At 55.9% G+C, this 24,026-nt stretch carries 18 protein-coding genes and 3 pseudogenes; 12 read left to right on the forward strand and 9 right to left on the reverse strand.

Annotation, left to right across the window (positions count from 1 at the left end; genetic code table 11):
- Positions 1–29 precede the first annotated feature (29 nt).
- Complete coding sequence (gene sufB, locus D3D02_RS15845) at positions 30–1,460, reverse strand: Fe-S cluster assembly protein SufB (protein ID WP_121570956.1); 1,431 nt, start codon at positions 1,458–1,460, stop codon at positions 30–32.
- Positions 1,461–1,598: 138 nt separating this feature from the next.
- Between sufB and D3D02_RS15850 the strand changes: the two genes are divergently transcribed.
- The 6 genes from D3D02_RS15850 (at position 1,599) to D3D02_RS20375 (ending at position 8,375) form a co-directional block, all read left to right on the forward strand.
- Complete coding sequence (locus D3D02_RS15850) at positions 1,599–2,561, forward strand: transcription initiation factor IIB family protein (RefSeq protein WP_121570957.1); 963 nt, start codon at positions 1,599–1,601, stop codon at positions 2,559–2,561.
- Between the two features lie 450 nt (positions 2,562–3,011).
- On the forward strand, positions 3,012–4,688 hold the full coding sequence (locus D3D02_RS15855; RefSeq protein WP_121570958.1) for a transposase: 1,677 nt from the start codon (positions 3,012–3,014) through the stop codon (positions 4,686–4,688).
- Between the two features lie 496 nt (positions 4,689–5,184).
- Positions 5,185–5,766: a hypothetical protein gene (locus D3D02_RS15865; protein WP_121570960.1), complete on the forward strand. Its 582-nt coding sequence runs from the start codon at positions 5,185–5,187 to the stop codon at positions 5,764–5,766.
- Positions 5,767–5,769: 3 nt separating this feature from the next.
- Positions 5,770–6,228: a hypothetical protein gene (locus D3D02_RS15870; RefSeq protein ID WP_121570961.1), complete on the forward strand. Its 459-nt coding sequence runs from the start codon at positions 5,770–5,772 to the stop codon at positions 6,226–6,228.
- Positions 6,225–7,454, forward strand: coding sequence for a phage integrase SAM-like domain-containing protein (locus D3D02_RS15875; protein ID WP_121570962.1), 1,230 nt, complete (start codon positions 6,225–6,227; stop codon positions 7,452–7,454). Before D3D02_RS15870 ends, D3D02_RS15875 begins: the two co-directional genes overlap by 4 nt.
- A 315-nt stretch (positions 7,455–7,769) precedes the next feature.
- On the forward strand, positions 7,770–8,375 hold the full coding sequence (locus tag D3D02_RS20375) for a DUF6338 family protein (protein ID WP_147435636.1): 606 nt from the start codon (positions 7,770–7,772) through the stop codon (positions 8,373–8,375).
- Positions 8,376–8,531: 156 nt separating this feature from the next.
- Here the strand turns inward: D3D02_RS20375 and D3D02_RS15880 are convergent, their stop codons facing one another.
- Positions 8,532–9,419 (reverse strand): hypothetical protein, encoded by an 888-nt coding sequence (locus D3D02_RS15880; protein ID WP_121570963.1) that lies wholly within the window; start codon positions 9,417–9,419, stop codon positions 8,532–8,534.
- A 270-nt stretch (positions 9,420–9,689) separates the two neighbouring features.
- On the opposite strand from D3D02_RS15880, the gene D3D02_RS15885 reads away from it, so the two are divergent.
- Entirely contained in the window at positions 9,690–9,857 is a 168-nt protein-coding gene (locus tag D3D02_RS15885; protein WP_121570964.1) for a DUF1931 domain-containing protein, read from the forward strand.
- 225 nt (positions 9,858–10,082) lie between these two features.
- On the opposite strand, the gene D3D02_RS15890 is transcribed toward D3D02_RS15885, so the two are convergent.
- Together D3D02_RS15890 and D3D02_RS20380 are read right to left on the reverse strand one after the other, a co-directional pair.
- Positions 10,083–11,990: a HEAT repeat domain-containing protein gene (locus tag D3D02_RS15890; protein WP_121570965.1), complete on the reverse strand. Its 1,908-nt coding sequence runs from the start codon at positions 11,988–11,990 to the stop codon at positions 10,083–10,085.
- Between the two features lie 3 nt (positions 11,991–11,993).
- Positions 11,994–12,590 carry a hypothetical protein gene (locus tag D3D02_RS20380; RefSeq protein ID WP_147435637.1) on the reverse strand — a complete coding sequence of 199 codons (597 nt, stop codon included), beginning with the start codon at positions 12,588–12,590 and terminating at the stop codon, positions 11,994–11,996.
- Positions 12,591–12,786: 196 nt separating this feature from the next.
- Between D3D02_RS20380 and D3D02_RS15895 the strand changes: the two genes are divergently transcribed.
- From D3D02_RS15895 to D3D02_RS15915, 3 genes are all read left to right on the forward strand, one after another.
- Positions 12,787–13,536 carry a DUF6293 family protein gene (locus tag D3D02_RS15895; RefSeq protein ID WP_121570966.1) on the forward strand — a complete coding sequence of 250 codons (750 nt, stop codon included), beginning with the start codon at positions 12,787–12,789 and terminating at the stop codon, positions 13,534–13,536.
- A 1,052-nt stretch (positions 13,537–14,588) separates the two neighbouring features.
- A complete protein-coding gene (locus D3D02_RS15910) occupies positions 14,589–17,372 on the forward strand; it encodes an ATP-binding protein (RefSeq protein ID WP_121570968.1) in 2,784 nt (927 codons plus the stop codon).
- Positions 17,373–18,429: 1,057 nt separating this feature from the next.
- A complete protein-coding gene (locus D3D02_RS15915) occupies positions 18,430–18,618 on the forward strand; it encodes a hypothetical protein (RefSeq protein ID WP_147435638.1) in 189 nt (62 codons plus the stop codon).
- A gap of 190 nt (positions 18,619–18,808) precedes the next feature.
- Here D3D02_RS15915 and D3D02_RS20385 read toward each other — a convergent pair whose 3' ends face one another.
- Complete coding sequence (locus tag D3D02_RS20385; RefSeq protein ID WP_147435639.1) at positions 18,809–19,168, reverse strand: hypothetical protein; 360 nt, start codon at positions 19,166–19,168, stop codon at positions 18,809–18,811.
- A gap of 342 nt (positions 19,169–19,510) precedes the next feature.
- Here D3D02_RS20385 and D3D02_RS20985 point away from each other — a divergent pair, with 342 nt between their 5' ends.
- Entirely contained in the window at positions 19,511–20,125 is a 615-nt protein-coding gene (locus tag D3D02_RS20985) for a winged helix-turn-helix domain-containing protein (RefSeq protein ID WP_199723128.1), read from the forward strand.
- Between the two features lie 12 nt (positions 20,126–20,137).
- Here D3D02_RS20985 and D3D02_RS15925 read toward each other — a convergent pair whose 3' ends face one another.
- The gene (locus tag D3D02_RS15925; protein WP_121570970.1) at positions 20,138–20,845 is read right to left on the reverse strand and encodes a hypothetical protein; all 708 of its coding nucleotides are present in this window, start codon (positions 20,843–20,845) and stop codon (positions 20,138–20,140) included.
- A 1,143-nt stretch (positions 20,846–21,988) separates the two neighbouring features.
- Between D3D02_RS15925 and D3D02_RS15935 the strand changes: the two genes are divergently transcribed.
- Positions 21,989–22,396, forward strand: a complete 408-nt coding sequence (locus D3D02_RS15935; protein ID WP_121570972.1) for a hypothetical protein — start codon at positions 21,989–21,991, stop codon at positions 22,394–22,396.
- A 38-nt stretch (positions 22,397–22,434) separates the two neighbouring features.
- Here the strand turns inward: D3D02_RS15935 and D3D02_RS15940 are convergent.
- The 3 pseudogenes from D3D02_RS15940 to D3D02_RS15950 form a co-directional block, all read right to left on the reverse strand.
- A pseudogene (locus tag D3D02_RS15940) lies at positions 22,435–23,675 on the reverse strand (RNA-guided endonuclease InsQ/TnpB family protein).
- Positions 23,675–23,827, reverse strand: a pseudogene (locus tag D3D02_RS15945) (transposase); the annotation flags it as partial. The pseudogenes D3D02_RS15945 and D3D02_RS15940, both read right to left, overlap by 1 nt.
- A gap of 12 nt (positions 23,828–23,839) precedes the next feature.
- Positions 23,840–24,026: pseudogene (locus D3D02_RS15950) on the reverse strand (IS4 family transposase); the annotation flags it as partial.

Below are 24,026 nucleotides of genomic sequence, written 5' to 3' on the forward strand. Positions count from 1 at the left end.
GATAAGAGTGGCGTAGTCCAGACGAACTACTATCCGAGCGAGCCCTCCATCTCCAGTTCGACGAGCCGGTTGAGCTCAACGGCGTACTCGATGGGTAGCTCTTCGGTGATGGGCTCGATGAAGCCCGAGACGATCATCTGCTTGGCGTCGTCGTCGTCCAGACCACGCGACTGTAAGTAGAAGACGTCCTCGTCGCCGATCTTCCCGACAGTCGCCTCGTGGGCCACGTCCACCGTCGACTCGTTGATCTCCATGTACGGCATCGTGTCGGAGGTGGAATCGTTGTCGAACATCAGCGCGTCACACTCGACCGATGTCGAGGAGTCTTGAGCGCCGTCTGCAATGTGGACCAGCCCACGGTAGTTGGTGCGGCCGCCGTCCTTGCTGATGGATTTCGACTCGATGGTCGATTTCGTGTTCGGCGCGTTGTGATACACCTTCGCGCCGGTGTCGATGTTCTGGCCCTCACCGGCGAACGCAATGGTGATGTGGTTGTCGGTCGCGCCCGGACCCTTCAGGATCGTTGATGGATACAGCATCGTCGCCTTCGAGCCCATCGACCCGGAGATCCACTCCATAGTCGCATCTTTCTCAGCGATCGCACGCTTTGTGTTGAGGTTGTAGGTGTTCTTTGACCAGTTTTGCACCGTCGAGTACTGGACGTGGGCATTCTCCTTCACGATTACCTCAACGCCACCCGAATGCAGGTTGAACGCCGAGTACTTCGGGGCTGAACAGCCCTCGATATAGTGAACCTCAGAGTTTGGCTCCGCAATGATGAGCGTGTGTTCGAACTGCCCCATCCCTTCGGAGTTCATCCGGAAATACGCCTGGACGGGCATCTCGACGGTGACGTCTTCGGGGACGTAGACAAACGAGCCGCCGGACCAGATGGCGCCGTGCAGCGCCGCGAATTTATTGTCGCTCGGCGGCACGCACTTGGTCATAAAGTACTCGCGGACGAGGTCTTCGTGTTCCTGAACAGCCTCGTCCATATTACAGAAGATGACGCCTTTCTCTTCCCAGCGCTCCTGCATATTCTGATAGACGACTTCGGACTCGTACTGGGCACCCACGCCGGAGAGCGCATTCTTCTCTGCTTCTGGAATACCGAGCTTGTCGAATGTATCCTTGATGTCCTCGGGCAATTCTTCCCAGTCGTCGACGCCGGCGCGGACGTCGACGTCGGGGCGGATGTACGGCACGATCTCGTTGACGTCGACCTCCGAGAGGTCCGGCTGTCCCGGCCAGTCAGTCGGCATCGGCATCTCTTGCCAGAGGTTCAACGCACGCAGTCTTCGCTTCAACATCCACTCAGGCTCGTCTTTATCTTCAGAAATGAGCCGTATCGTCTCCTCTGTCAGCCCCTGGTCAGCCTTGAACGCAGCTGCTTCTTGTTTTTTGAAATCGAATCGGTCTTCAGTGTCGGTCTCGCGGAGGTGCTCTTGATCCGAGCTCATCAACTGTGATTTGTAGCATAGGAGAATAAAGCTAGGGCACTCAAACTACAATTTGTAACTACAATAGGTTTCTTCTATAGTCTGTAGTAATCATTAGTAGTCACAAAAGTTTACTGTTGATAAGATGAAAGAGGGCATATGACCAACCAAGCTCGCGAGACTACTGTCCCACCCGCAGAGTCAAAAACAGAGCAAGCACAGGAGCAGCGATGCCCCGAGTGTGGCGAGGACGTACTCGCAGAGAGTAACACGGCCGAGAAGGTGTGTACTGCCTGCGGATTGGTCCTTGATGAGCAACGTATCGACCGCGGCCCGGAATGGCGTGCCTTCGATGCGAATGATAAGGCAGCGAAATCACGCGTTGGCGCGCCGACGACACAGTTGATGCACGACAAGGGACTTTCGACTAATATCGGCTGGCAGAACAAAGACACATACGGAAATCCAGTGTCGTCAAGAAAGCGCCAGCAACTCCAACGATTGCGGACGTGGAACGAACGCTTCCGTACACGGGATTCAAAAGACCGCAACCTCAAGCAGGCGCTGGGCGAGATAGAGCGGATGGCCTCTGCATTAGGGGTGCACAAGCCGACACGCGAGACTGCAAGCGTGCTGTATCGACGCGCGTTAGACGAAGGTCTCCTTCCAGGGCGTTCGATCGAGGGGGTTGCAACCGCGGTTCTGTATGCCGCGACACGACTCGATGGCGTTGCGCGGACGATCGACGAAATCGCTGTTGTCAGCCGTGTCGACTCGTTGGAAATCAAGCGCACCTACAGATACGTCGTTCGGGAGCTTGACGTGCAGATTCCGCCGACGGATCCAATAGAATACGTCGGTCGTATCGTCTCCGAACTGGACTGTAGCGATGATACGACACGACAAGCCCGCCAACTGATCGAAGCCGCCACAGCTCACGGTGTCCACAGTGGAAAAAACCCCGTCAGTATTGCTGCGAGTGCCGTCTATGCAGCCGGGCTGCTTTGTAGCGAAAGTATTACTCAAGATGACGTGTCTGAGGTTGCTGACATCAGTAACGTCACTATTCGGAATCGATATCGCGAGGTTCTCAACGCCTACGACGAGCGTCAAAGTGGGTGAACATTCCGGGGATATACAGTGCTATGCCTGCGGGCACAGTTACTGGTATATTGGGGAGGGAGTACATTTAGGCCGCTGTCCGAAATGTGACTCATACTGTGTTAGTCCAGCGGGCGAGCTGTCGATTTTGGCTTCTACCGTGACTACAAAACAGACTGACACGGAGGTGATCGTACTGGCCATCGATCAGCGGCGTCGGCACTACCTCTATCAGTATATCATAGTCGGAAAGGTTGCGAACTCACTACACGTCGAAGGGAATATCATTCGAACAACAAATACGGGCATCCCGAACGCGATAGCAGAGGAAATACAAGAGCACAGACAACGTCCACAACCAGAAGAGGCGTAATGTAGTTCTATAGTCTATTTTTCACAAGGTCGACAAAACAGACTAGTCTCAGCTGATCAAGAAACGAGTTTTTGAGCACATTGCGTTCGTGTCTAGTAGTGACCCACACCCGTGAGTCGCGTCGGACTACGTTTCGCCGGATTGCTCGACGGTCATATGCTCAGTGGCCGGCGTATGATTCGACACCGCTGTACGATCGAACGTCGCTCACCGGACTGGAATCAGATATCCGGACAGTCTCAGAGACGTGGTTCGAACATGAAAGTCACCACTCCATCGAGGAATTCGTCTGTGCACTCCCCTTGGCCTACTTCCGGTTCAGTGCCCACGACTGGTATGAGGGGTCGACACGCTACCGGATGGACATCCTTTTTCGGGTGTTCGTACTGAAAGAACTCCACGGCTGGGAGCACGAAACCGCACTCGTCGGCTACCTCGTGAACCGCCCTGAACTCTGCGAGCAACTGGGTTTCGAGACGGTCCCAGACCAGTCGACACTGTGGCGAAGTTGGCACGAGCGGTTCACCGCTGACCTCAGAGAGACTGTCGAGACGGCGGCTCGAATGATCCTCATCAAAGCCCAGAATGCGGGTGTCGCGGTTCCGCGTGAGCCGGAACGAAAGCTCCGATATCACGGGAACGAGTCTGGTGAGTCAGACCCGGATGATCAAACTACGTTGAAGCAGGCAGAGCAGGCCACCGACCACGTCAGCCGTATCGTTTTCCCGGCGTTTTCGTTGGACCGTGGCGACGGGTGTGAGATCCACGAGAACGCGTACTGGGACTTACAAACGTACCTCGGACTTCGCGAGCGGCTGGCTGCGAACGAAGGGGCTCGCAGTTTCGTCTACGAATCGACTCGTGATCGGACGCCGCTGGGGCACGCCCATCGCGAGCACATTCGTGATCTCTCGATTGGACAGGTGCGAGAGATGTACCGGAAAGCCATTACTCGACTCCTGAACGAAGTTGCGGAGACAGAGCAGTTCTTTCGAGCGGGGGTCGTCGCAATCGATATTACCGAAGCTGACCCGTTCACTGGCGATAGAACGGGCTACGAAGGTGAGATCATCGGGACGAAGGAGAAGACCGACGAGTACGCCTACCAGTGGGCAACAGTTCAGTTAGTCGGCAACGCTGTCCCACTCGTCCTTGATGCCCGCCCGGTACGGAAAGGTGAATCACGCAAAGAGATCGTCGAGGACTTGCTGGACTCCGCTGAGGACCTAGTTCACGTCGATAACGTGCTGATGGACCGGGAGTTCGACAGTCAGCACATTCTGGAGATGATTAGCCAGCGCGGACTGTCGTACGTCGTGCCGAAGCGGATGCAAACCAGCGAGAAAGCCCAGGCCAAGCGGTTGCTCCAACGGGGTCAGGACCGACACGAAATCGACCGGAAGCTCCATCTCGGGAAGAACGAATGGCACGAGACGACGCTGATCTACCGACGGAAAGAAGACTCCGAGCACGACGATCACCGGCAGTACTCGGTGTTCATGACGAATAGAGGGACTGGGCACCTCACGGAGTACGGCTACCGGTGGGAAATCGAGAGTGGCTACAAGTCGATCAAACGCTTCATGGCGGCGACGACGTCGAAGGATTTCGGACTGCGGTTCTTCTACTTCGCATTCGCCTGTTTGTTGTACTCGATTTGGCGAGTGGTCGATCTCCTCGTACAGGTCGAATTGACGGGTGAGTACGAACACTCGCCCATTGTGACGGCCGACAATACGCTCACGCTGTTGAAGAAGGAGACCGGAATCGGGTAGTACGGTTCTCTACCCGTGACAGAGTTTCGCCTGAGTGGCAACGCTACCGAAAGTTGCAGAAACCGCCCATATAGTAGTCATCCCAACAAGAATGATCGTTCAGAGAGCGTTCTGAAGCAGTTTCCAGTCATCGATTTGGTCGAGACTACGCATCACAGGCCCGCTAAACCCACTATAGTCTCAACTTCAACGGTCGCAGTTTTAGTATAGCAGTATATGATTTATACTATTGGCTAAATCCGAATTTCGGGGGACAGAACCCTTCTATCATAGGAAAAATGGTTATGAGACTTCTGTCACCGGTGGTCCTGATTATGCCAATAATCACGACCAGTTTGAAGTGCCCCGCCGCCGTCGGTGAAGCACGAATGCTGCAACCGCCTCACGACGGCGCTTCTCCCAAGGTAGAGACACCGAGACCGGACTCGAGTTTGCTCGGGCACTCCTCATCTGAGGTCGAAGCGATGGGCGAAGGAGTACTTTCGGTATAGAACGAATGACCTCAACCTATATTAAGACGAAGCCCGAACGATGTTGTATGACCGAAGACGAATCGAACTCCGAGGGCCTGATGGCACGCCAGACCACGGGTGAAGACCGCGTGCGGATGACCGCCCGACAGCTGTCGGAGCCGCGGACGGCCAACTGGATCGCTTCCGAAGCGGGCTGGTCACACGAGCCGACGAAACGCGTCCTTGAGCGACTCGTCGACGATGGCATCCTCCATCGCGACGACAGCGGTACTCACACCACGTACTACCCCGATTACCGTCGTCAGGCGATGCAAGAGGCGATGCGCCTCCGGGACAGCGGACACACTGTCGAGGAACTCACGGATCGTCTCGCCGATATGAAGACGCAGATCCGCGACTGGGAGGACGAATTCGGCGTCGAGTCACCGAACCAGCTTCGCGGGACTCTCGCTGACGAGGCCCTGGACGCTGATGAGGAAGATCGGCGCCGTGAGATCGCCCGCGAGTGGGAGCACCTTCAACGGCGTATCCAGATCGTCGGCTTCGCCATCCGCGAATGGGACTTTCTCGCACCGACGACAGAGCCTGCTGAGGCCAGCAGCTAACGGATGTCGGTCCCGCATCCAGGGGGTGATCCGAACGCGAACCTCTACGCCCAACTGAAGCGAGACGTCCTTGACCGTGTGCCACAGATTTCGGCGGTCGAGTTCGTACCTGACGATATCGAGGCCAAGCAGCTGCGGGCGGTTTTTGATCCAGCCCGCCTTGATCCCCCAACGGGCCCTGATTCGCCGGAACTGACCGTCAAGTGGTATCGACAGGACCCACACGATTGGTTCCGTATCAACTACACCGACCCGAACACGGGCTTTCACGCCGGCTGGCACCAGGACGAAGACCATCCCGATCTCGGACAGGCGCATTTCCAGTACTCAGCTGCCGATACGGAGGACCGCTGGGGGATCACATTTGAACACGAGACTCCTTCCCTGATCCTCTGGAAAATCGTCGAAGCACTCCTCGAGGATGTTCGTCCGACTTACCAGTACGCGAACGAGGAACCATGACACCCCGAGAACGCACCGATCAGTCACTCGCGAGTTCCTTCGAGCGCTACCTCCAGGACAAGGGGAAAGGCCGCGGTGGCGACGGCGGGAACTATCGACGTAACGCTGCACGCGAGCTCGAACGGTTCGCCGAGTGGGCCGCCGGCGACCGCGGCGACGACGACTGGACCGGGATCGTCCCCGACGACATCGACCGGGTGCCGACCTTCGAGGACCTCGACGAGCGAGTGTTCCGGGAGTATGCCCGGCATCTCAGTGGAGATCGAGGACTCAAACAGAACACGGTACAAACCTATTACCGCTATATCTCTGCGTGGTGTGGCTGGTGCGTCAACGAGGGGTATCTCGAAGCGCATTACGCGCAGTGGGCGAGTGCGATGGCGCCGCTGCCGGAGGACGACGGCCGCAAGCCCGGCGACCAGCAGGCCTGGACCTCCGAGCAGCGTCACGCACTCACCCGCCACGTCGACGAACGGGCCCGCGACGCCGTCGAGGCGTACACGACACTCCCGGAGGATACTGACCCCCTCGACAAACAGCGAGTGCGCTACGCGGCGCTGAAGGCGGCTCGTGACCGGGCTCTGGTGTTCGTCCTCGCGTACACAGCCGTCCGCGTCGGTGAACTCCTCCGTGACCCGAACGATCCACGCCGGCGCGGCGTCCGCTGGGAGGATCTCTCGCTCGACGACGGGAGTATGGACGTCTACCGGAAGAAACAGCAGTGGGACGCCGCCAGCCTCCCTGACCCGGTGATCTCACCTCTTCAGAGCTATCGCAAACTCATGGATCCGCCAACTGAGCGGTGGCCGGTGTTCCCGACATTCGACCAGCGGACGCTCGCAGGACTCGTCCGGGAAGAGCTCGCCGACCGAGGAGAACGACCGGAATCGATTACTGAGTGCCGTGAAGAATACGCCCGCGACCTGCTGCTGGCGCTCGATGAGGACATTCGGCCGCCGTCGATCACGACGGACGGCGCACGGTCGATTCTCCAACGGCTCTCAAAGACCGCAGAGATCGATATCGACCATCCGAAACACGATTATCTTGCTCCACACGGTGGTCGACGTGGAATGGGGGAGGTACTTGTCCGTGCGTTTGGGTATACAGTCGCGGCTCGATATCTCGACAACTCAGAGGAGATGGTCCGGGAACGGTACTCACATATTGAAGCTGGCGAGTTGGGTGACGTTGCTACGGAGGCTCTTGATGAAATTGACCATTAAAGCTGATCTCCGTTCCTGAATGGCACAGATAGTACCACTTTCACCTTGGTCTGGGTATCCTTATTATATCCCATTTCGTATTACTAATTGATATGGCGGACGATCAAGACGATTCCAAAAAGTCGAACAGCTCATCCCCGAAGAGAGAGAAATCCTATGCAGCAGAAACCTCAGAAGAAGACCCACGAAGTGGCGGTAACGATGATGAATAAGGGGTTTTACTAAGCGATGGATCCCGGTGAAGAGGAATCCCGGATCGAAATACGGAATACGGGTAAAAACAAACCTCACTTGTCCGATAAGTAGATCCTTCTTATGGTTGCCCCATTTTCCTCTTTCAGCGTAATCTATGCGTTAGCTTTTCTTTTACCAGGGTTCATCACCTATAAACTTGCAAAACACTTTGGTCCTGTAGTTTCCGTGGACGACCGGTTTGATAAAGGGATTTACACAGTCGGTGGATCCGGTCTTACTCTGATTGCGGGATTGTTGTTGTTTCATCTCCTAACTCTTGATTTTCAAATTCGCATCGTAGACGCCTACGCACCCCTAGAGATAGGAATAATCTACCTTTTGGCTCTAATCTCTTCTATTGTGTTGGGATATGTGTCAGGAAGGGTTATCGATCAGTTTGTTCACAAGGATTTAGATGTCCGCGGTCCGCCAGTTTGGGACCTTCAGTCGGAAAATCGCAAAGAACCAGCTCAGGTTCGAGTTGTGATGGAAAACGGCAACGAAATTTGGGGGGAAATATACGTAGACGATTCAGCAGTTCAAGGAACTGATCTGATTCTTCGATGGCCTCAACAAATCATACGACGGGAGGGGGAAATCTGGAAAAGGGTTGACCTTGATAAGTATGTCTACCTCTCGGGAGATCAAGTCTCTGAAATCCACTATGAAACAGAATTAGACGTGTAGAAGAGGTAGTGCAGCACTAGGTTTATAGCGCTTGGCGGACTTCTTTCCAATATGAGCCTCGAAGAGACGGTTGACTACCTCGCCGAGGAACTCGACCTCGAGCGAAGTGAACACGTTCGCGAGGTCGGACAGTCGGTCGCCGAGCTCCGCGACTGATTAGAACATCTCTCTGAAGTCCCGTTCGACGAGTCCGTCCTCCAGATACGTGATGAACTCTTGTTTCGTTGGTCCTTGACGGTCGAGCAGATCGTCCCGTTTTGCTCGTTCGAGAACTGCCTGCGCAAAGTCCGTACAGTGGGATTCATGCTGCTCAGCGTACTGCGAAAGGGCTTCTCGCCAGTGCATATCCAACTCGAATTCGGCTAATCGGATTTGGATCCCGTCTTTCCGTTCGACGAGGTCGACGTCCAAATCTTCGAGTTGCTTGAAACGGAGATTGTTCCGGCGGACCGTGATGAGCCGCTTGGAATCAATGATGTAGGGATCGACCCACTCTCGCCAAGTGTCGTCGTCGACGTGCGTTCGTGGCATCTCAAAATCAGGTTCCACACTCTCAATACAGAACTGCAGCATCGCGATACCAGTTCGATGATTCGCATTCGGGAGGGAATGTCGGAGAATCAAATTCGACATCACCTCTCCAGCGACGGTCGGAAGTGGTGCTCCCCAGGATACGTGATCGAGTGCCTGCTGGATCTTTTGTGGTTCGAAATCCTTGTAGAGCCGAAACTCATCCTCATCTCGAACATCGACAGCTGCTTCGAGCAATTCCACTAACCGGAAGGCGACAACTTGCCCAGCACGAGAAAGAACACGAATACGGTCGCTCAGCCATTCCTGATCGAAGTCGATATCTTGGGCTGATTCGATCTCTGGGTCGCCTTCGTAGATCACATAGACTGGATTTTCGAAGGGGTACCCGATGAGCTTTGTCGACTCGTCGGATTGCTCTCGCTGAGACAGGATTTCTGCGACCGATGCTGAGCTATATTTGAGTGAGAAATTCTCGGCCTGTGGGTGGTGATAGAAGACGAGCCGAGCCATCTTACTGTGTATTCGTGGGAAGTGGGGTAAAGCAGTCCCGCTTTTAGATGATTCTACGACGTAGTGGGTGCGTTCACGTCTCGAGCCCGGTGGTTACGTACAAGATATTCTGCTGGACCCCAGTTAGATCGTGCATCTGCCTGTTCCCTATTTCTGATGGGTGGCAAATGTTCTCTCTGGTACTCAGAGGCGACTTCGGGATGACTGGTCAGGAAGACTACGTGAGAACATCGAATCTTTATATGGTGGACAGGAGAAATCCGCAATGGAATGTCTGACCTAATCGTCAAAGCAGCCGTGAAGGATGCACTCTCGGACAACAACGTCTCAGCAGATTTCTACGACGCCCTCAACGAAGAGGTCGCCGAACTACTCGACGACGCCGCAGAGCGTGCCGAGGCCAACGACCGGAAGACGGTCCAGTCCCGCGACCTGTAAGGCCTGCGTAACGCAGCCAACCCCGCCACTCGAACGTAGCTATTGGAGGTTCCTGCTCAGAAGTTAGGAAACGGAGATGGCGGACGCACCGGACACCGAACGGCAGGCGGTCGAACCTAATGCGAGAGAGGCCCTTAGTCAAGTTCACAAGCAAGCCTCTCATCGAACATCTGAGACTATACAGATAGGCAAGTCAAGTGCCTCGGATCTTGATCCCGAGACGGTTCACGTTGGCGGCACAACCGTACTGTAGTCACACTTAGGACATTCCCACCGGGCCTTCATATTCTCATAGACGGCAACTGACACCTGATGTGGCCTGATGCGTTCACCACAGCGGGGACACTCAGATAGTGACAAGAGAACCGCTCCCGCAGTTGCTGCTGCCCGTACGTCTTCAACATCAGTGTGCTCTCGAAGAGTTTCTAGTTCTGATAGACTTTCGTGAGCACCAATCCGACCCAACGCCCAGCACGCGTTTTGTTGTGTCGGCGGGTGATCGACTGAAAGAGCGTCACGAAGCGAGTCTGTCGCTGGTTCGACGGCGTCTGGGTCGACGGTTGCGACTCTGGCGAGAATCGATGTCGCATTATATTTGACGAGCTCGTCGTCATCCAAGAGGAACTCGCGTGCCCGTGGTGCGTATCGGCGGAGTCTCTCGGGATACGTTCCGGCTAAGTCTGCGAGGACTGCGAGCCCATTTGCTCGAATTCGCGGTTCTTCAGCATCAAGCCATTCTCCAAATGTCTCGATTGCGGGCACCGCAACATCAGGTCGGACCTTTGCGAGGTGCCCGACAATCGCTGATGACCGTATCGGAAGTGTCCTCTCGTCAATGAACGTCAGCAAGGCTGATGCGAGCGGTTCGACGTGTTCTGGTTCTGCTTTCGCCAGCGAGAGGACTGCATCGAGCGCAGTTCGTTGGTCCGATGTCCGACCATCCTTCAGAATGGTCTCAATAGCTGGGAGGGCATCAATAAGAACACGTGGCTGGTGTTCACTCACGCTCTTGAGTGATTCTAACGCAGCCGTTCGTCGACGCGGATCGTCTGTTCGAAGCGTCTCAAGGAGCGGTGCAGCGAGGTCGTCAACTAATTCTGGTTTGGTTGCGGCGACTACTGTTGTCGTCGACGTCACTTTTTGAATAAGGTCGGGATGATCGCTTTCGATGGTACAAACCGCTTCCCAGAGACGGTCTGGAACTGTCGACTGGACGTTCGAAAGCACCTCCAAAGCGGTGTATTTCGTTCGATCCGGGTCACTCTGTATTCCCGTTTCGATACCCGCTAAAACCGCTTCGTGAGGGAGCTCTTCAATGAGGGCCGTGTTCTGAGCGAGTAGTGAGAGCGCCGCCGCAGGACGCCCACTAGTCAAGGTACTCGTGATCGTCTCGTGGTCTCCTGTTTCGAATAGATCGATTCTACTTGCGGAACGGACCGCATCATCAACTGTAGTGAATGCGTTCGGTAGGGAGTCCTTGTATGCATACACCCACTGTTGGTTAGTTCCCGCACAGAATCCAAGTGACGTTGCAGCGAGAGAGTCTTTCGAGCCGAGATAGGTATGGCTGAGCGATCCGAATCCGGATTCGTATACGCAGCCAACAAGATCTGAAACTGCATCATCGCTGATGACGAACTGATATTGGCCCTCGTAGGCACAGTTCTCGCGGGCGTGGACTGCAATGTGACCCGTCTCGTAGATGATTACAAAAGAAAGCGGCTGTCCATCTGAGGGGCCGCTGTAGCGTCGAATCGAGAGTGGACTAGACCCAAGTTCGTTCTGCGGTGGCAGAGTGAGTTGTGATGCATCAGCTGCGATCGTTTTGAGGGTCTCGTACTCCCTTCTCGGGGGACGAATTGACGCCATTTGGTATGGCGTCTTCATTTTCATCATCAGCGAATATTCGTCGCGTGGGTGGGCTGCCGGGCGATCGATGATTTGTCTGTCGAGTCGAGATTGGTGCTCGATACGGTGGTACTCTCTGTCGATATCGTGTGGTGCCCCACGAAACTTCGTTACCCATTGCTCCCAGTCATCTGAACTTCCCGGGACGGCAGCCCCATTATGGAGTCTCCCTTCGATGACAAACTCGTCTTGGTCGGTGTCGAAGTGACCGATGGAGACGACCATTGTTCACTCCTCGCCACCGAGGATATACAGCGCTCGATCGACGTCTCGTAGTGAGAGCCCAGTTTGCTGGCTGAGTTCGTGACAACGAAGACAATATGATTCATACTGTTCGGCTACAGCAGCTGTGTCACCAGCCCAGTAGCCTAAAGCTGCAAGTGCGTTCGTAGCCAGGGGATCCATCACCGTGTATCGGTGTGGATGGGCGAACATCAGAATCGCACCTGCGATCGAATCGGCAACGCCCTGTAACTCGTTGAGCTCCTGAATTGCATCACGCGCATTCCCTGCTTGAAATGCGCGCTTGGAGACTGTCGCAATTTGAGCAGGCGTGTTCTCGCGGATGTTACCGATGACGACGGGGAATTTCCACAGGACGATATTCTCGAGGAGTTCTTTGTCTTCGATGTGACCGTGTTGCTTGATGTGATTCGGTACGTAGCTGAGGAGTTCTTCTTCAGCAGCCCAAAAATTCTCGACATCCAAATTCTGGGTTAGCGTCGGAGGCGACTGCGCTCTTGTTCGACGCTCGTATTCGCTACGTGCTTCTCTTAGCGTGGCTGTGAGTTCGTCACCGGATTGGCTTGGTCGATCTGCCGTCATTGTGATTCAGAGTATGACGGCATTTGCTATAAGTATTGTTATTAACTTAGTATCGTTAGTATTGCTCACAGCGCATTTACCTGAGACAGATTGTACTGTAGTTTGGGGAGAAGTCCAAATTCAGATTCTGGCCTTATCCGACAATACTAACTCATAGACGTTAGTTACTTCAGAGAGGGCTGTCTATACATCGTTAATGGACGTCGCCGACCGCGTACAGATCGCGCCACTTGGGTACGAATACAACCGTATTCTCGAACCGATCTACGAATATAACGCCGATACAGTCGTTTTACTCCGTCACAAAGCGAACCAGGACTACGAGGCATCATTCCAACGCGATCTCGTACAGACTCTCCGAGAGAATGATCGTATCGAGCTCAAAGAGCGAGAGTGTGACCTCTTCGACATCAACAGCGCGGTCACCGCATTTGTCGACGTGATCGAAGGTCACCAGAAAGAAGATGTCTTGGTGAACCTCTCGACGGGGAGTAAGCTAACTGCGATCGGTGGGATGATGGCGTGTCAATCCACCTCTGCGACGCCGTTTTACGTCGCGCCCAGCTTCGAAGACAAGGACGGGAGTCGCAAAGCGCCCTCCGACCCCCTTGTCGATTCTGTTGGGGAAATGTTTGATCTGCCAGTCTTTCGGCTCAGTAGTCCATCGCCAGACCAGCTGACCATCCTTGGGTATCTCCGAGAGCAAAACGGTGCAACGAAAAAAGAACTCATTCAACACGCCCGAGACGAGGAACTCAAGTTCATCACAGACACCTCTTCGAAAACCGAAGAAGGACTCTACAGACTACTCGAAACACACATCATCAAACCGCTCCGCGAACAGAGCTATATCTACATCGAGAAAGACGGTCGAAAAAAGCGTGTTTACCTCGATGATCACGGTCGAGACGCGCTCCGAATATTCCCCAGTCCAACGTTCGAATGAACTCATAGCGGAGGTTGCGAGTGACTCAAACCGACGGTGCGGGTAGTTTTGTAGGGCAGACTTGGTCACTTAGTCAGCCAAACATTATATACAAAAGCGCAGAACTGTAGGATGAAATACGCCCCTGCAGCGTGGAAAAGCCATCTGTCGCCTGCGGCAGATGGAGTCTCTCAAAGGTTGTAACCCACGTAGGTCGTCTTACTGGCGATCAGGCCGTCATCGTGGCTGGCCACAATCGCATATCGATTGTGTCGGTCCGGTCGGCTGACAAAGGAATCCGAAGTACGTGGTTCGCCCAGCTGTGGAGTCTCAGGCTAGGCGAATGCCGTTGTGGAAAGCACAACGGTAGTGAGCAACACTGTAGCTGCAACCTAGTCGGAAGACTCGACAGTTGTCTGGCGACAAGATTATTGTTGACTGTTGATTTGGCGGTGTGCTGCCCTGATGATGTGTGAAAGTGTTGTCGTAGAGATTGTTTTTATCCACCAGTTGAAGTGGAGTGCGTGACGGTCGATTCGCTGCGTACCGTTGCTGTATGGGTGATCTAGTCGTAAACCGTTGTGCGCTTCTGAGAGTATGATTGAACGACACCAACTGGTAGGACTACGATGTATCGACCCTGCGTATTGGGTACCGGATACTAGATCGATGTTCCCCGAGGGCCACCGATGACGGATCAGACTCCTAGGGAGACACAAACGACACGTGAAGCTCTCGAAATGCATCTTGCTCAAGCGATTACTCGGTGTGAATCCCCTGTTGTTGAAGAACATTTGCGAGCTGCGTTGCAGCACTGTCGAAAACTACCGCCGACCCCACTCGTCGAATGTCCCGTGTGCGGCGTCGTTGGGTTACCAGAGAGGATTCAAGCTCACAACTGCGAAGATAATGTGACAGGCGTGTAGTTCGCAATTGAGACCGATCGATGTCGGTCGATTGTTATCGTAGGGAATGAAGCTTTGTTCACAGTTTTTTGATTGTGGCTTTGTACAGCAGTAATGGCCTAGGCGTATTTAACCGTACGACTATCCCTCCTCGACGGACTCCTCGGTGTGTCTGACGAGGAAAAAGCCGAACGCCACCGCTCGGATACCCCGAACGAAGTCGGTGGGAGTATCCACGACTCCCAGACAGCTGGCCAACGCCACGGCACCGACCGAATGGGTCAGATCGACCTGAAAGACCCCGCCCACACCTACAACGTCAGCATCCGGGCGGCGACAAGTCTCAAGGACTGTGCGGAGAATCTCACCGACTCACTCAACCACCTCAGTGGCAGGTTCTACAGCATCGAAGGCGAATACCTCGGGCAGAACGAGTACGAGTACAAACGGATGCTCGCCCACGGCATCACGTACCCGAACGGCTTCGAGATCGCGGGCCGACAGAAGCCATTCCTCGTCTGTAACGTCGACGAGCTCGCGAACTTCATCACCGTCCCCAGTATCGACTCGCTGCCGAAAGCCAGCCGCGCAGGGACCGGCGGCACCCCAAAGGCACAGTCCCCGCTCACCTCGCCGAACGAGGAAGTGTTCCGCGAGTTCTCGCACGGAATGACCATCGGACGCGCCGTCACCGCCATCCGTGACCCGGACCTCCCACCCTCAGACATCAGCGCCATCCAGAGCAAAAACGAGTGGTGGGACCAACTCAACCAACGCCACGCGATCGGCCTCTCCGCCAGCGACCTCACCCATCACTACATCCGCGCGGCGACCACGGGCTCAGGGAAGACGGTGGCGACCCTCAACGACATCCTCTCGACGTACGCGAACCTCAACGGGCCGACCGTCGTCGTCGACCCCAAAGGCGGGGATATGTGTGAGAACTACCTGCGGTGCCATCGCACCCTCTTCGGAGACCTCGATGACGTCGAGTACATCAAGATCCCCGAGGAGGACGGAATGGTTCCGGGGATACCGTTCTTCGACCTGCGCCCCCTCGTCGAGGCGGGCGGTCGCGAGCGTGCGACCGCCGTCCAGAACATCGTCGACCACTACTTCCAGGTGCTGTACTTCGCGCTTGGGAAGGACACGGTGGACCAAGCGTTCGTCGCGAACGAAATCCTCACGAACCTCATCAAAGCCTGCTTCGACCCCGTCTACGGCAGCGACCACTTCTCCATCGGCGAACTACTGGAGACGGCTCAGAACTTCCAAGAACACGGCGCGAAAGTCGGCAGCAACAATAACGACGGGATGGACGATGAAGCACTCATCGCCCAAGCACTCCCCAAGGTGAGCGACGATCAAGTCGAGAGCATCCTGATGTCACACCTCCAGAAGGACCAGCGCCAGTTTATGAACACAACGGACGCTGTCCTCAACCGGATTCGCAAGCTCAAGGAGCGTGACTTCATCTGGGATATGCTTTCGTTCGACGTCGACGACGAACACTGGGACCACGAGACCGGATGGTACGACCGCGAGAAAGTCCCAATGCTCGACCTCAAGAGCGTGCTGAACTCCGATAAGGTCATCCTCATCGACACCGGGGATATCCACGGCGAGTCCAGTAAGATGTTCACCGTCCTGTTCCTCAGCCACCTCTGGACCTCGGTGCGCTCGATCTGGACGCCCGACGACGACGACTACATCGCGAACGTCATCATCGAGGAGAGCGCGGACGTCGCTCGCACCGAAATCGTGTATGAAGACCTCCTGCCGAAAGGACGTGAGTTCAACCTGAGTCTCGGGCTGATTATGCAGTATCCCGAGCAAGTGCTGGGGGACGACCCACGGGGCAATCGGCGCTCCTACAAGGAGATCCTCAACAACATCAACACCAAGATCATCGGGAACATCGCGACCGACGATATGCTCGCGGAATCGCTGTTCCACGAGGACTTAGACAGCGACGAGATCAAAGACCGTATCGCTGGCCTTCGGCGTGGAGAATGGGTCGTCCAGCTCCCATCCACGGGCTTCCACGAACAGAAACCAGAGATTCTGACCCTCAAACCACTCCCCATCCCGCCGGGCCACGATGAGGGACCATTCCAGGTTCGCTCCCAATCCGAGATGGTGCGCCGCCGGAGCCGAACCCGGCACTGCGTCAGTCGCGACCACGACGCCATCGACGTCGACAGCGCCACCGACCGCAGTCGCGCCCCAAGCCCCGAGGAGCAAGAAGTCAAAGACGAGGACGAAGACGACATCGAAGGAGAAGGCCTCTCGCACAAGCATCTCTCCTACTTGGAGTTGGTCTTCGACGCACTCACGGACGGCGTCGACGGGTACACGCTCGGGAAATCGATGAAGAGTCTGCCCTTCAGCGAAGCCAGCGACGACCTGGAAGCGAAAGGGTATCTGGAGAAAGAATACCTCGGCAATCGGCAGGTGTACTACAGGCCGACGAAGAAAGCAGAAGCCACCGTCGACCGGACGTTCTCCCCCACAGATGGCGGAGAGAAAGGCAACGAGAGTCTGACCCATCGGATCGGTGTGCGTCTGGCCACGACCTACTACGAACAACAAGGCTACGACGTCCATATGTACCACAGTCCGGACGGCGACTCAAACGTCTACGACGTGTACGCCACCCCAACGAAGGAATCGCCCGACGACCGTCGGAAGGTCGTCGAGGTCGAAACGTCCCCCGAGAAGCGCGGGCACGTCGAAGGCGACTACGACAAGCTCGCAGAAGCCTACGGAGACGGTGTCTGGGTGGCAGAGAACCAGAAGGGTGTTCGGCGGCTCGTCAAATCGCTCTCGGAGAAGCTCGAATCCAACCCGCCACAGGATGGGAGCCTCGCTACCATCAACGAGCACCTGGACTCTGACGGTGCCCACGAACTCCTGAGCATCACCGACCTCCGGGACGAAGTCGAACAGTAGTCCCCTTCGACGCAGTTTCGTTCTCCGCACAACGCTTTCTCAACGCCGTTCTCAGACCGACCTCAACAGTGACCACACGGCTGACCCACAACGGAACCCCCAAAGCGCTCGGTGGCTGACCACTACTCCGCTGGACGAGTCCCCAACGTGTAGCCAGTCGAATCGCGAGTGCTCACAGCGGGCAGTCAGTCACCACCAACGGCACTACTATCAGATTCCGTATGTGTGGGGCGGATTCGGCAGAACTAATTACGGCACGGATGCGTGATTCAGCGCCATTCTAATCAAATCACTAATCACGGGACGGCAGTACGATTGGGTAGGTTCGTAATCACCGCCCGAAATCAGCGCTCAGATTTTCGTAATTACCGCACGGCGTCACGATAGGGCAGATTCGTAATCACTTCGCTAATCACCGGACGGCGTCCGGTTTCGGGGGTGTTGTAATCACGCGGCTTCGGCAGCGGTTACGGCAGCGATCTGGTTTTCGCTCGCGCGGTAATTACGGGACGGCGTTGGGGTTGACATCATCTGTAACTACTTCTGTAATCACAGTACGGGGGCAGGATACGGGGGGTTCGTAATCAGCCGCGACGACGGCGGCTAACGCCCCGATAATTACCAGACTGCGTGGCGATACGCCCACTTTGTGATTACTTTCGAGGTCGCCGGACCAATTTCATAATCACGGTACTGGGGCGGGGTTCGGGGGGTCTGTAATCAGGCCACACCACCACACGATTTGGCGTGACGAGGTAACGACGGCACGAGAGGGCTTTAGAGCATCTCTAATATAGCACAGGATTGCTCGTGACGAGGTGCGCCAATTCACACAAATAGGGTCCAAGGGAGTTACCTACTCAGGGGTAGTCGCGTAGCGAGGGGTGCAGGCGGAGCCGAGGAGAGACGAGGATTGGGTAGGGGGTGTCGATGGATGGGACTACCAGTCTGCTGATAGATGGGTGGGGACCCTGGCCAAGCGTCTGAGTGGATGGTCTGGGGCGGCCTCGAGAACGGGCGGAGAGGGTTGGCGAGGAGGACGGGGATTCGGTGGTCGATGCTGGAGGGACCGAGAGACGATCGGCGAGGCGACGGCAGCGACAGTTTCAGCGACGACCGGGACAGCGACGACGACAGCGGACGCGGGGCGGGGTGGTTGGCGGCGGCGACGGCGAGAGGAGAGTGGGGCGTGGTCGCGCTCGAGGAGGGTTCGGTCTGGATGCGCTCGGTGGAGGGTTCAGTCTGAGTGCGCTCGAGGAGGAGTGGGGCGTGTCGCGAGAGGGAGAGTGGAGTGGCGGTCGGGGGCGAGACGCAGGAGGAGGGGTCGGGCTGGTCGCGACGGGAGGGGAGTTCGGGACGAGACGCGAGAGGGGAGTTCGGGGTGGGGCGCGACGGGAGGGAGAGTCGGGGTCGCGTTTCATCTGGCAGACGGGGTGTTACGAGAGTGCGGGAGCGACGGCGACCGCAACAGCGACGGGGAGGGCGACAGGACAGGACGGGGACCGGCAGCGACAGCATCTGCGAGGGGGGACGGCGGCGGCGGCTTCTGCGACACCGACAGCAGCGACGACCGCGACGGCGACAGCAGGGGGCGAGGTTTGAGTGCGGAGACGCGGGCCGCGATTCGACCGAGCGTTTCGAAGGTGCGGTGAGGGGACGGCGTCCGCGATCGAGGACAGCAACGAGGACGACGCCGGCAGCTTCAGCGACGACCGCAACGGCGACGGCGACAGCAGAAGGACGAGGAGGGAGTTGTATCGGGGGACGTCGCGAGCGACGTCCGAGAGGGACCGCACCGCAAACAGCACCGCAGGGGAGACCGCAGCGAGAAGAGCGTCGACGGTTCGGCGTCGACGGGACCCGGACCGTGTTCGGGACGGTCCGAGACGGGGAGCGTGGCCTGGCGGGGGCCACGCTGTGGGAGACACTTCTGGCGGCGTCGAAGTGTCTGGGGGCGCTGGGGCTTCGGAGGGGAGGGTGGGTGGTGGCTGGACGGAGCGAGGGACACTCCCCCCGGTTGCCGTAGGCGGATTGTTCAGGGCGGAGAGTGTTGGAAAGAGTACCCCACCGTTTCGATTGGACCTGAACTATACGACTAATAAGTAATAAGTTATAAGCCACCTTTGGTTTTCGTAGCGATGGAACTGAACGCGACAGATCGACAAATACTGACCAAACTTAGGGAGGGGCGTGTGTCGCCGAGTTACTTGGCGGCGGAACTCGAAAAGCAACAACCCTACATCAGCCAACGGTTGTCCCACCTTCTGGAAAGTGGATGTATCGTCCGAGTCCATCGTGGCCTCTATGGTCACAGTGCGACCGAAGGTCAGTCGATCAATACGGATACAGCGACTGAGCAGTTCTCTGATAAGGAACTGATAGAAGGACCACCACAGTCAGCCGCTGGACCCACTCCAGGTTCCGAAGAGGCCCAAACTCAGCCATCACCTTCCGATGAGTTTGACATAGAGACCATAGTAGATCAGATAACTCTTGTGCAAGAAGGCGAAAAGCGGAGAGTCACACACATTCTTCAGCTATTAACAGATCGTATTCGGGAGTCGGAGTACGAAACCCGAGCGAGTCTCGAGGGGTATCTTGATCAGCAGGGCGTGGATCCGCCGACACGAGGGTTTCCTCAGTTTTGGCAATTTTATCTCTCCGGCGGTGAGCTATTGACACGTATCCCCGGAGTGACCGCAAAGCAGGACGACAATACGACGAGGTACGTTTATACTGAGTCGGCTGAGTAGCGAGCCGACTCTTCAGGTGTTGTTCTGGAGAAAAAACGGCAGGTAGTTCCAACTATGTACATGCTCTTCGCTAGGAGTATAGTACAACGCAGCTGGTGAGTATTCTTCGAGAGCCGCATCTTCCATTTGTTCTGGGTCATCATCGAGTACCGATGAGAGAAGCGCTCCAATCCCGATGGTGCTCTCAGAGGTGTGATACTTTACAAATTTCCAGAGGACTCTGAGCGCGGTTTCACTAGCAGCGTGCTCGAGTTTTGGAATCTGATTAGAGTCAGCTGTTTTCGTCGCTTCTTCGGAGCGGCCGGTACGGAGCGGATCCTTGTTCTGTCGATCGTGGAATAGTTTCCCCGCCCTCGAAAAATCGGTGGCAAGCAAAACGGCGTCAACAGTAATCGGTTGTCCATCGACCGAATAGCTCTCTTTGCCTTGAGTGAGGGCCCGCCAATATTTGAACACAGTATAGATTTTTTCATAGATATCACTCCCGTCATCAGCTATCTGTGTTTTAAGCACGTATGTGTATGAAGGACCCTCGATGAGGAGATTAGGCTTGAAGCCGCGATCGTTTTTAAATGTGCCATCAGTATACGATTTTTGCTTACGAGAGTACACACTCACGGTATCGGACCGAATCCAGTCGGAAAGACTGGCGTGAAACTGGTCTGTTTTACCAAGTTCGGATCGGTCAATACCACCCCCAAAATCCGAAAGATCTGTCATTAGCCATTTTTTCGAGGCTACTCATACTATAGATTCGGGTCGATAGTGAACGTCCAGGTTGATCAACCAGTATTGGATTAGGGAATTTCTGTCGCCCCTGTAGTACCATCATCGTCGTCATCGTCATCATCATCGAGATATTTTACTGCCTCTGGGGTGCCCCCTTCATCTCCGTACAGCCGCTCAGCGAGATCTCGGGTGAGGTGGGGACCGTTGTATGGGAGATCTGTGTGCTGGTTCCAGACGCTTCGGTGCTCGACGTACAGTTGACGGTGCCATTGTCGGTATGGTGGTTCGTCTGTGCGGTGAATATGGATGTGGCAACTCTGACAGACAGGAATCCCATTTTCCGGCCGGTTGTCCGTCTTATCGCCGTTCAGGTGGTGAACTGAGAGCTCTTGACTGCGGTCATACCCATTCTCCGGTGACCGCCCACAGACGATACATTCCAGTCCGTGTTCATCGAACACGGCTTCGCGAAAGTTTCGCGGGCTCATAGTAACCCCTTCGGTTGCGTTGGTATTGTTTGCACTTCGTGCAAAGTCTGCTCTGTACGGCAGTTTCGACAGATAACTATTGAAAACAGAGTCCCAGAAGCGCTCTGAGAATCTGCTCAGCCACTACTGTTCCCATAGAGGATCAGTATGTTCTTCGAGGAAATCAAGGACAAAACGGAACTCATCTTGACGGTCAGCCGGCCAGTGAACTACCCCTGCCTACTCGCCGCCTTCGGCGGCTCCTTGAGGCAGGGGTAGTTCACTGAGCATCATACACCTGAAGTTCCAGTGGGGGTGTCCGGACTGATTTGTATTCCCCGATGGGAGTGCGGGCTTTCAACACCAGAAGGTCCGCAGTTATGAACGGACAAGGAGAACCATCTACCAGACGGGTAGACCCGATGTCGTTGTATCGATCGCACAGACACCCACCTCAGAAGAGCCATCCAAAGTACGTCTCAGGATTCGAGATTCAATTCCTCACCCCGACAGGGGCTCGACGTCGGTATCGATTTGAGCCGCGTCACATAGCCCCCGAGTGGTGGCGCTTCGAAGACGAATGGACGGGATCCTCCTGGCGACCGATCGGTCGTGAACCAGTACAGACGGTTACTCTCCGTCTGTCAAGAGCAAGGAGAACACAGAAATGAGCGATGACATCTATGACGGCCCCGGAGAAGCATCTGAACTTTCTCTCTGTGAGCAGTCGGATATCTTCTATCTGTTGAGCCACCATCGGAAACGGGGTGTGCTTCTCGCAATTGCGATGGCACCGTGGGGGCACATTCATCTGCGGCAGCTCGCAGAAATCATCGCTGCACTCGAAGCAGATACTGAACAACGAGGTGTGTCAACCCAACAGGTGACAAACGTGCGCACCAACCTGAAGCGATCACACCTAGAACCACTCTGTGATGCAGGCTTAATCGATTGGGATACAGACTGTAGCGAGCGGCTGGTACCAGGACCCGGATTCAGCCGAGCCATTCGAACGCTGATGGCTGGCGGCTACTCTCTGAGCCAGCCGCCTTCCAACTCAGAGACCGAACGGTGATTGGGGGTCGTCAAGAATGTGAACTACCCTACCCTACCCTACTCGCTCACGGCTGACGCCGCTCGCTCCTTGAGGGTAAGGCTCCCTGCTTCCACGACGCGCTTTGCAGATACCGAGGTATCCACAGGGAGCGCAGTCTCCACAGGCGTTGATTCGGAGTATCCCACTCCTACGTCTTCGAGGCCGCGAGAAAGGATGTTCCACGCTGCGTTCGCGTCCCTGTCCGCCTCAAACCCACAGGCGGGACAGGAGTGTTCACGGACCCACAACGGCTTCTCCGCCGAAACGCCACACGACGCGCACTCCTTGGTCGTCCCTCTCGGGTTGACCGCGACGAAGTGCGTCCCCTCTCGCACACACTTGTATTCGAGCAACGAGAGGAACGTTCGCCACGCGGCAGACGCCGTGTTGCGGCTGTTCGATGGCGATTCCAACATCTCTTTCACGTTTAGGTCTTCGACCGCCACGAGGTCGTACTCCCGAGCGTAGTAGTTCGAGAGCTTGTGGAGGAAGTCGCGGCGCTTCCGTCGAAGATCGGCGTGACACTCCGCTACGCGCCGGCGTTGTTTCTCGCAGTTGTTCGACCCGTGCTGTTTGCGTGAGAGGGACCGCTGTTCGCGTTCCAGTCGTTCCCGTTCGTCGGAGAGGTCAAGCGACTCGATCGCCATTCCGTCGGTGTCGTGGGCGTACTTAAGAATCCCAACGTCGATACCGACGTATGTCTCGGGGTTCTCAGGCGGTTCGGGCGGTTTACGGTCCATTTCGACGCCGAAGGTGGCGAACCACTCGCCCGTCGGTTCCTTCTTGACCGTGACCTGTTTGAGCGTAGCATCGTCGGGAAGGGCGCGGTGAAGCCGAAGCGGTATGTCCGCAAGTTTCGAGAGGGACAGCACAGTTTGACCGCCCTTCTTGTCGAGCTTGAAGCCAGACTGACTGTACGTGAAACTGCGGAACTCCCGAGGTGGCTTCCACTTGAGTTGACCGACGCCGTAGCCGTGCTCCTTGAGCCCGGATAGTCCTTTGAGGTTGTCGAACAGCCGTTCCACGACAGTCTGGAGGACCTTCGAGTACACGTCCGAGAGGCCGTCCCACCACTTCTTCAGGTCGGGTAACTCCGACCGGAGCGTGGTCATAGAGGGGAGTTCGCCGTGTTCGTCTTGGTACTCGTTGAGACGGTAGAGCGTGTGGTTGTAGAGTTGCCTACAAATGTCTCGGTGGTGGTCCAACTCCTCGCGGTGGGCGTCGGACGGTTTGAGACGATCTGGTAGGCGTAGTACATCAGCTCTCCCGCTGGTCTTCAACGTACTGTTTCAGCACATCCAACGACACCTGCCCAGTCGAGATGAGGCAGTACGAGTCGTTCCAGAACGAGTCGCCCCACAGTTCGGTCTTCAGTTCATCCTCGTATTTGTTCCGAATACGGCGGGAGGCATTCGTCTTTAGCTAAGACTCACACCTCGGTTGTGTAGCGGTAGCGAGCGTCTCTTGTAAGATCGGTCGTTGTTGGTGGATCTTCTGAGCATCCTCGATCAGCCGCTCCAGCAATGGCGGTGGCGAGTAGCCAAGGTATTCACCGAGTTCGTGGAGGATGAGCTGGGCGTGCGACCGGAAGGTCGCCGCCCAGCGTTCC

Origin of the sequence: Halobellus sp. Atlit-38R, assembly GCF_003665925.1 — an archaeon.
Taxonomy (GTDB): domain Archaea; phylum Halobacteriota; class Halobacteria; order Halobacteriales; family Haloferacaceae; genus Haloquadratum; species Haloquadratum inordinatus.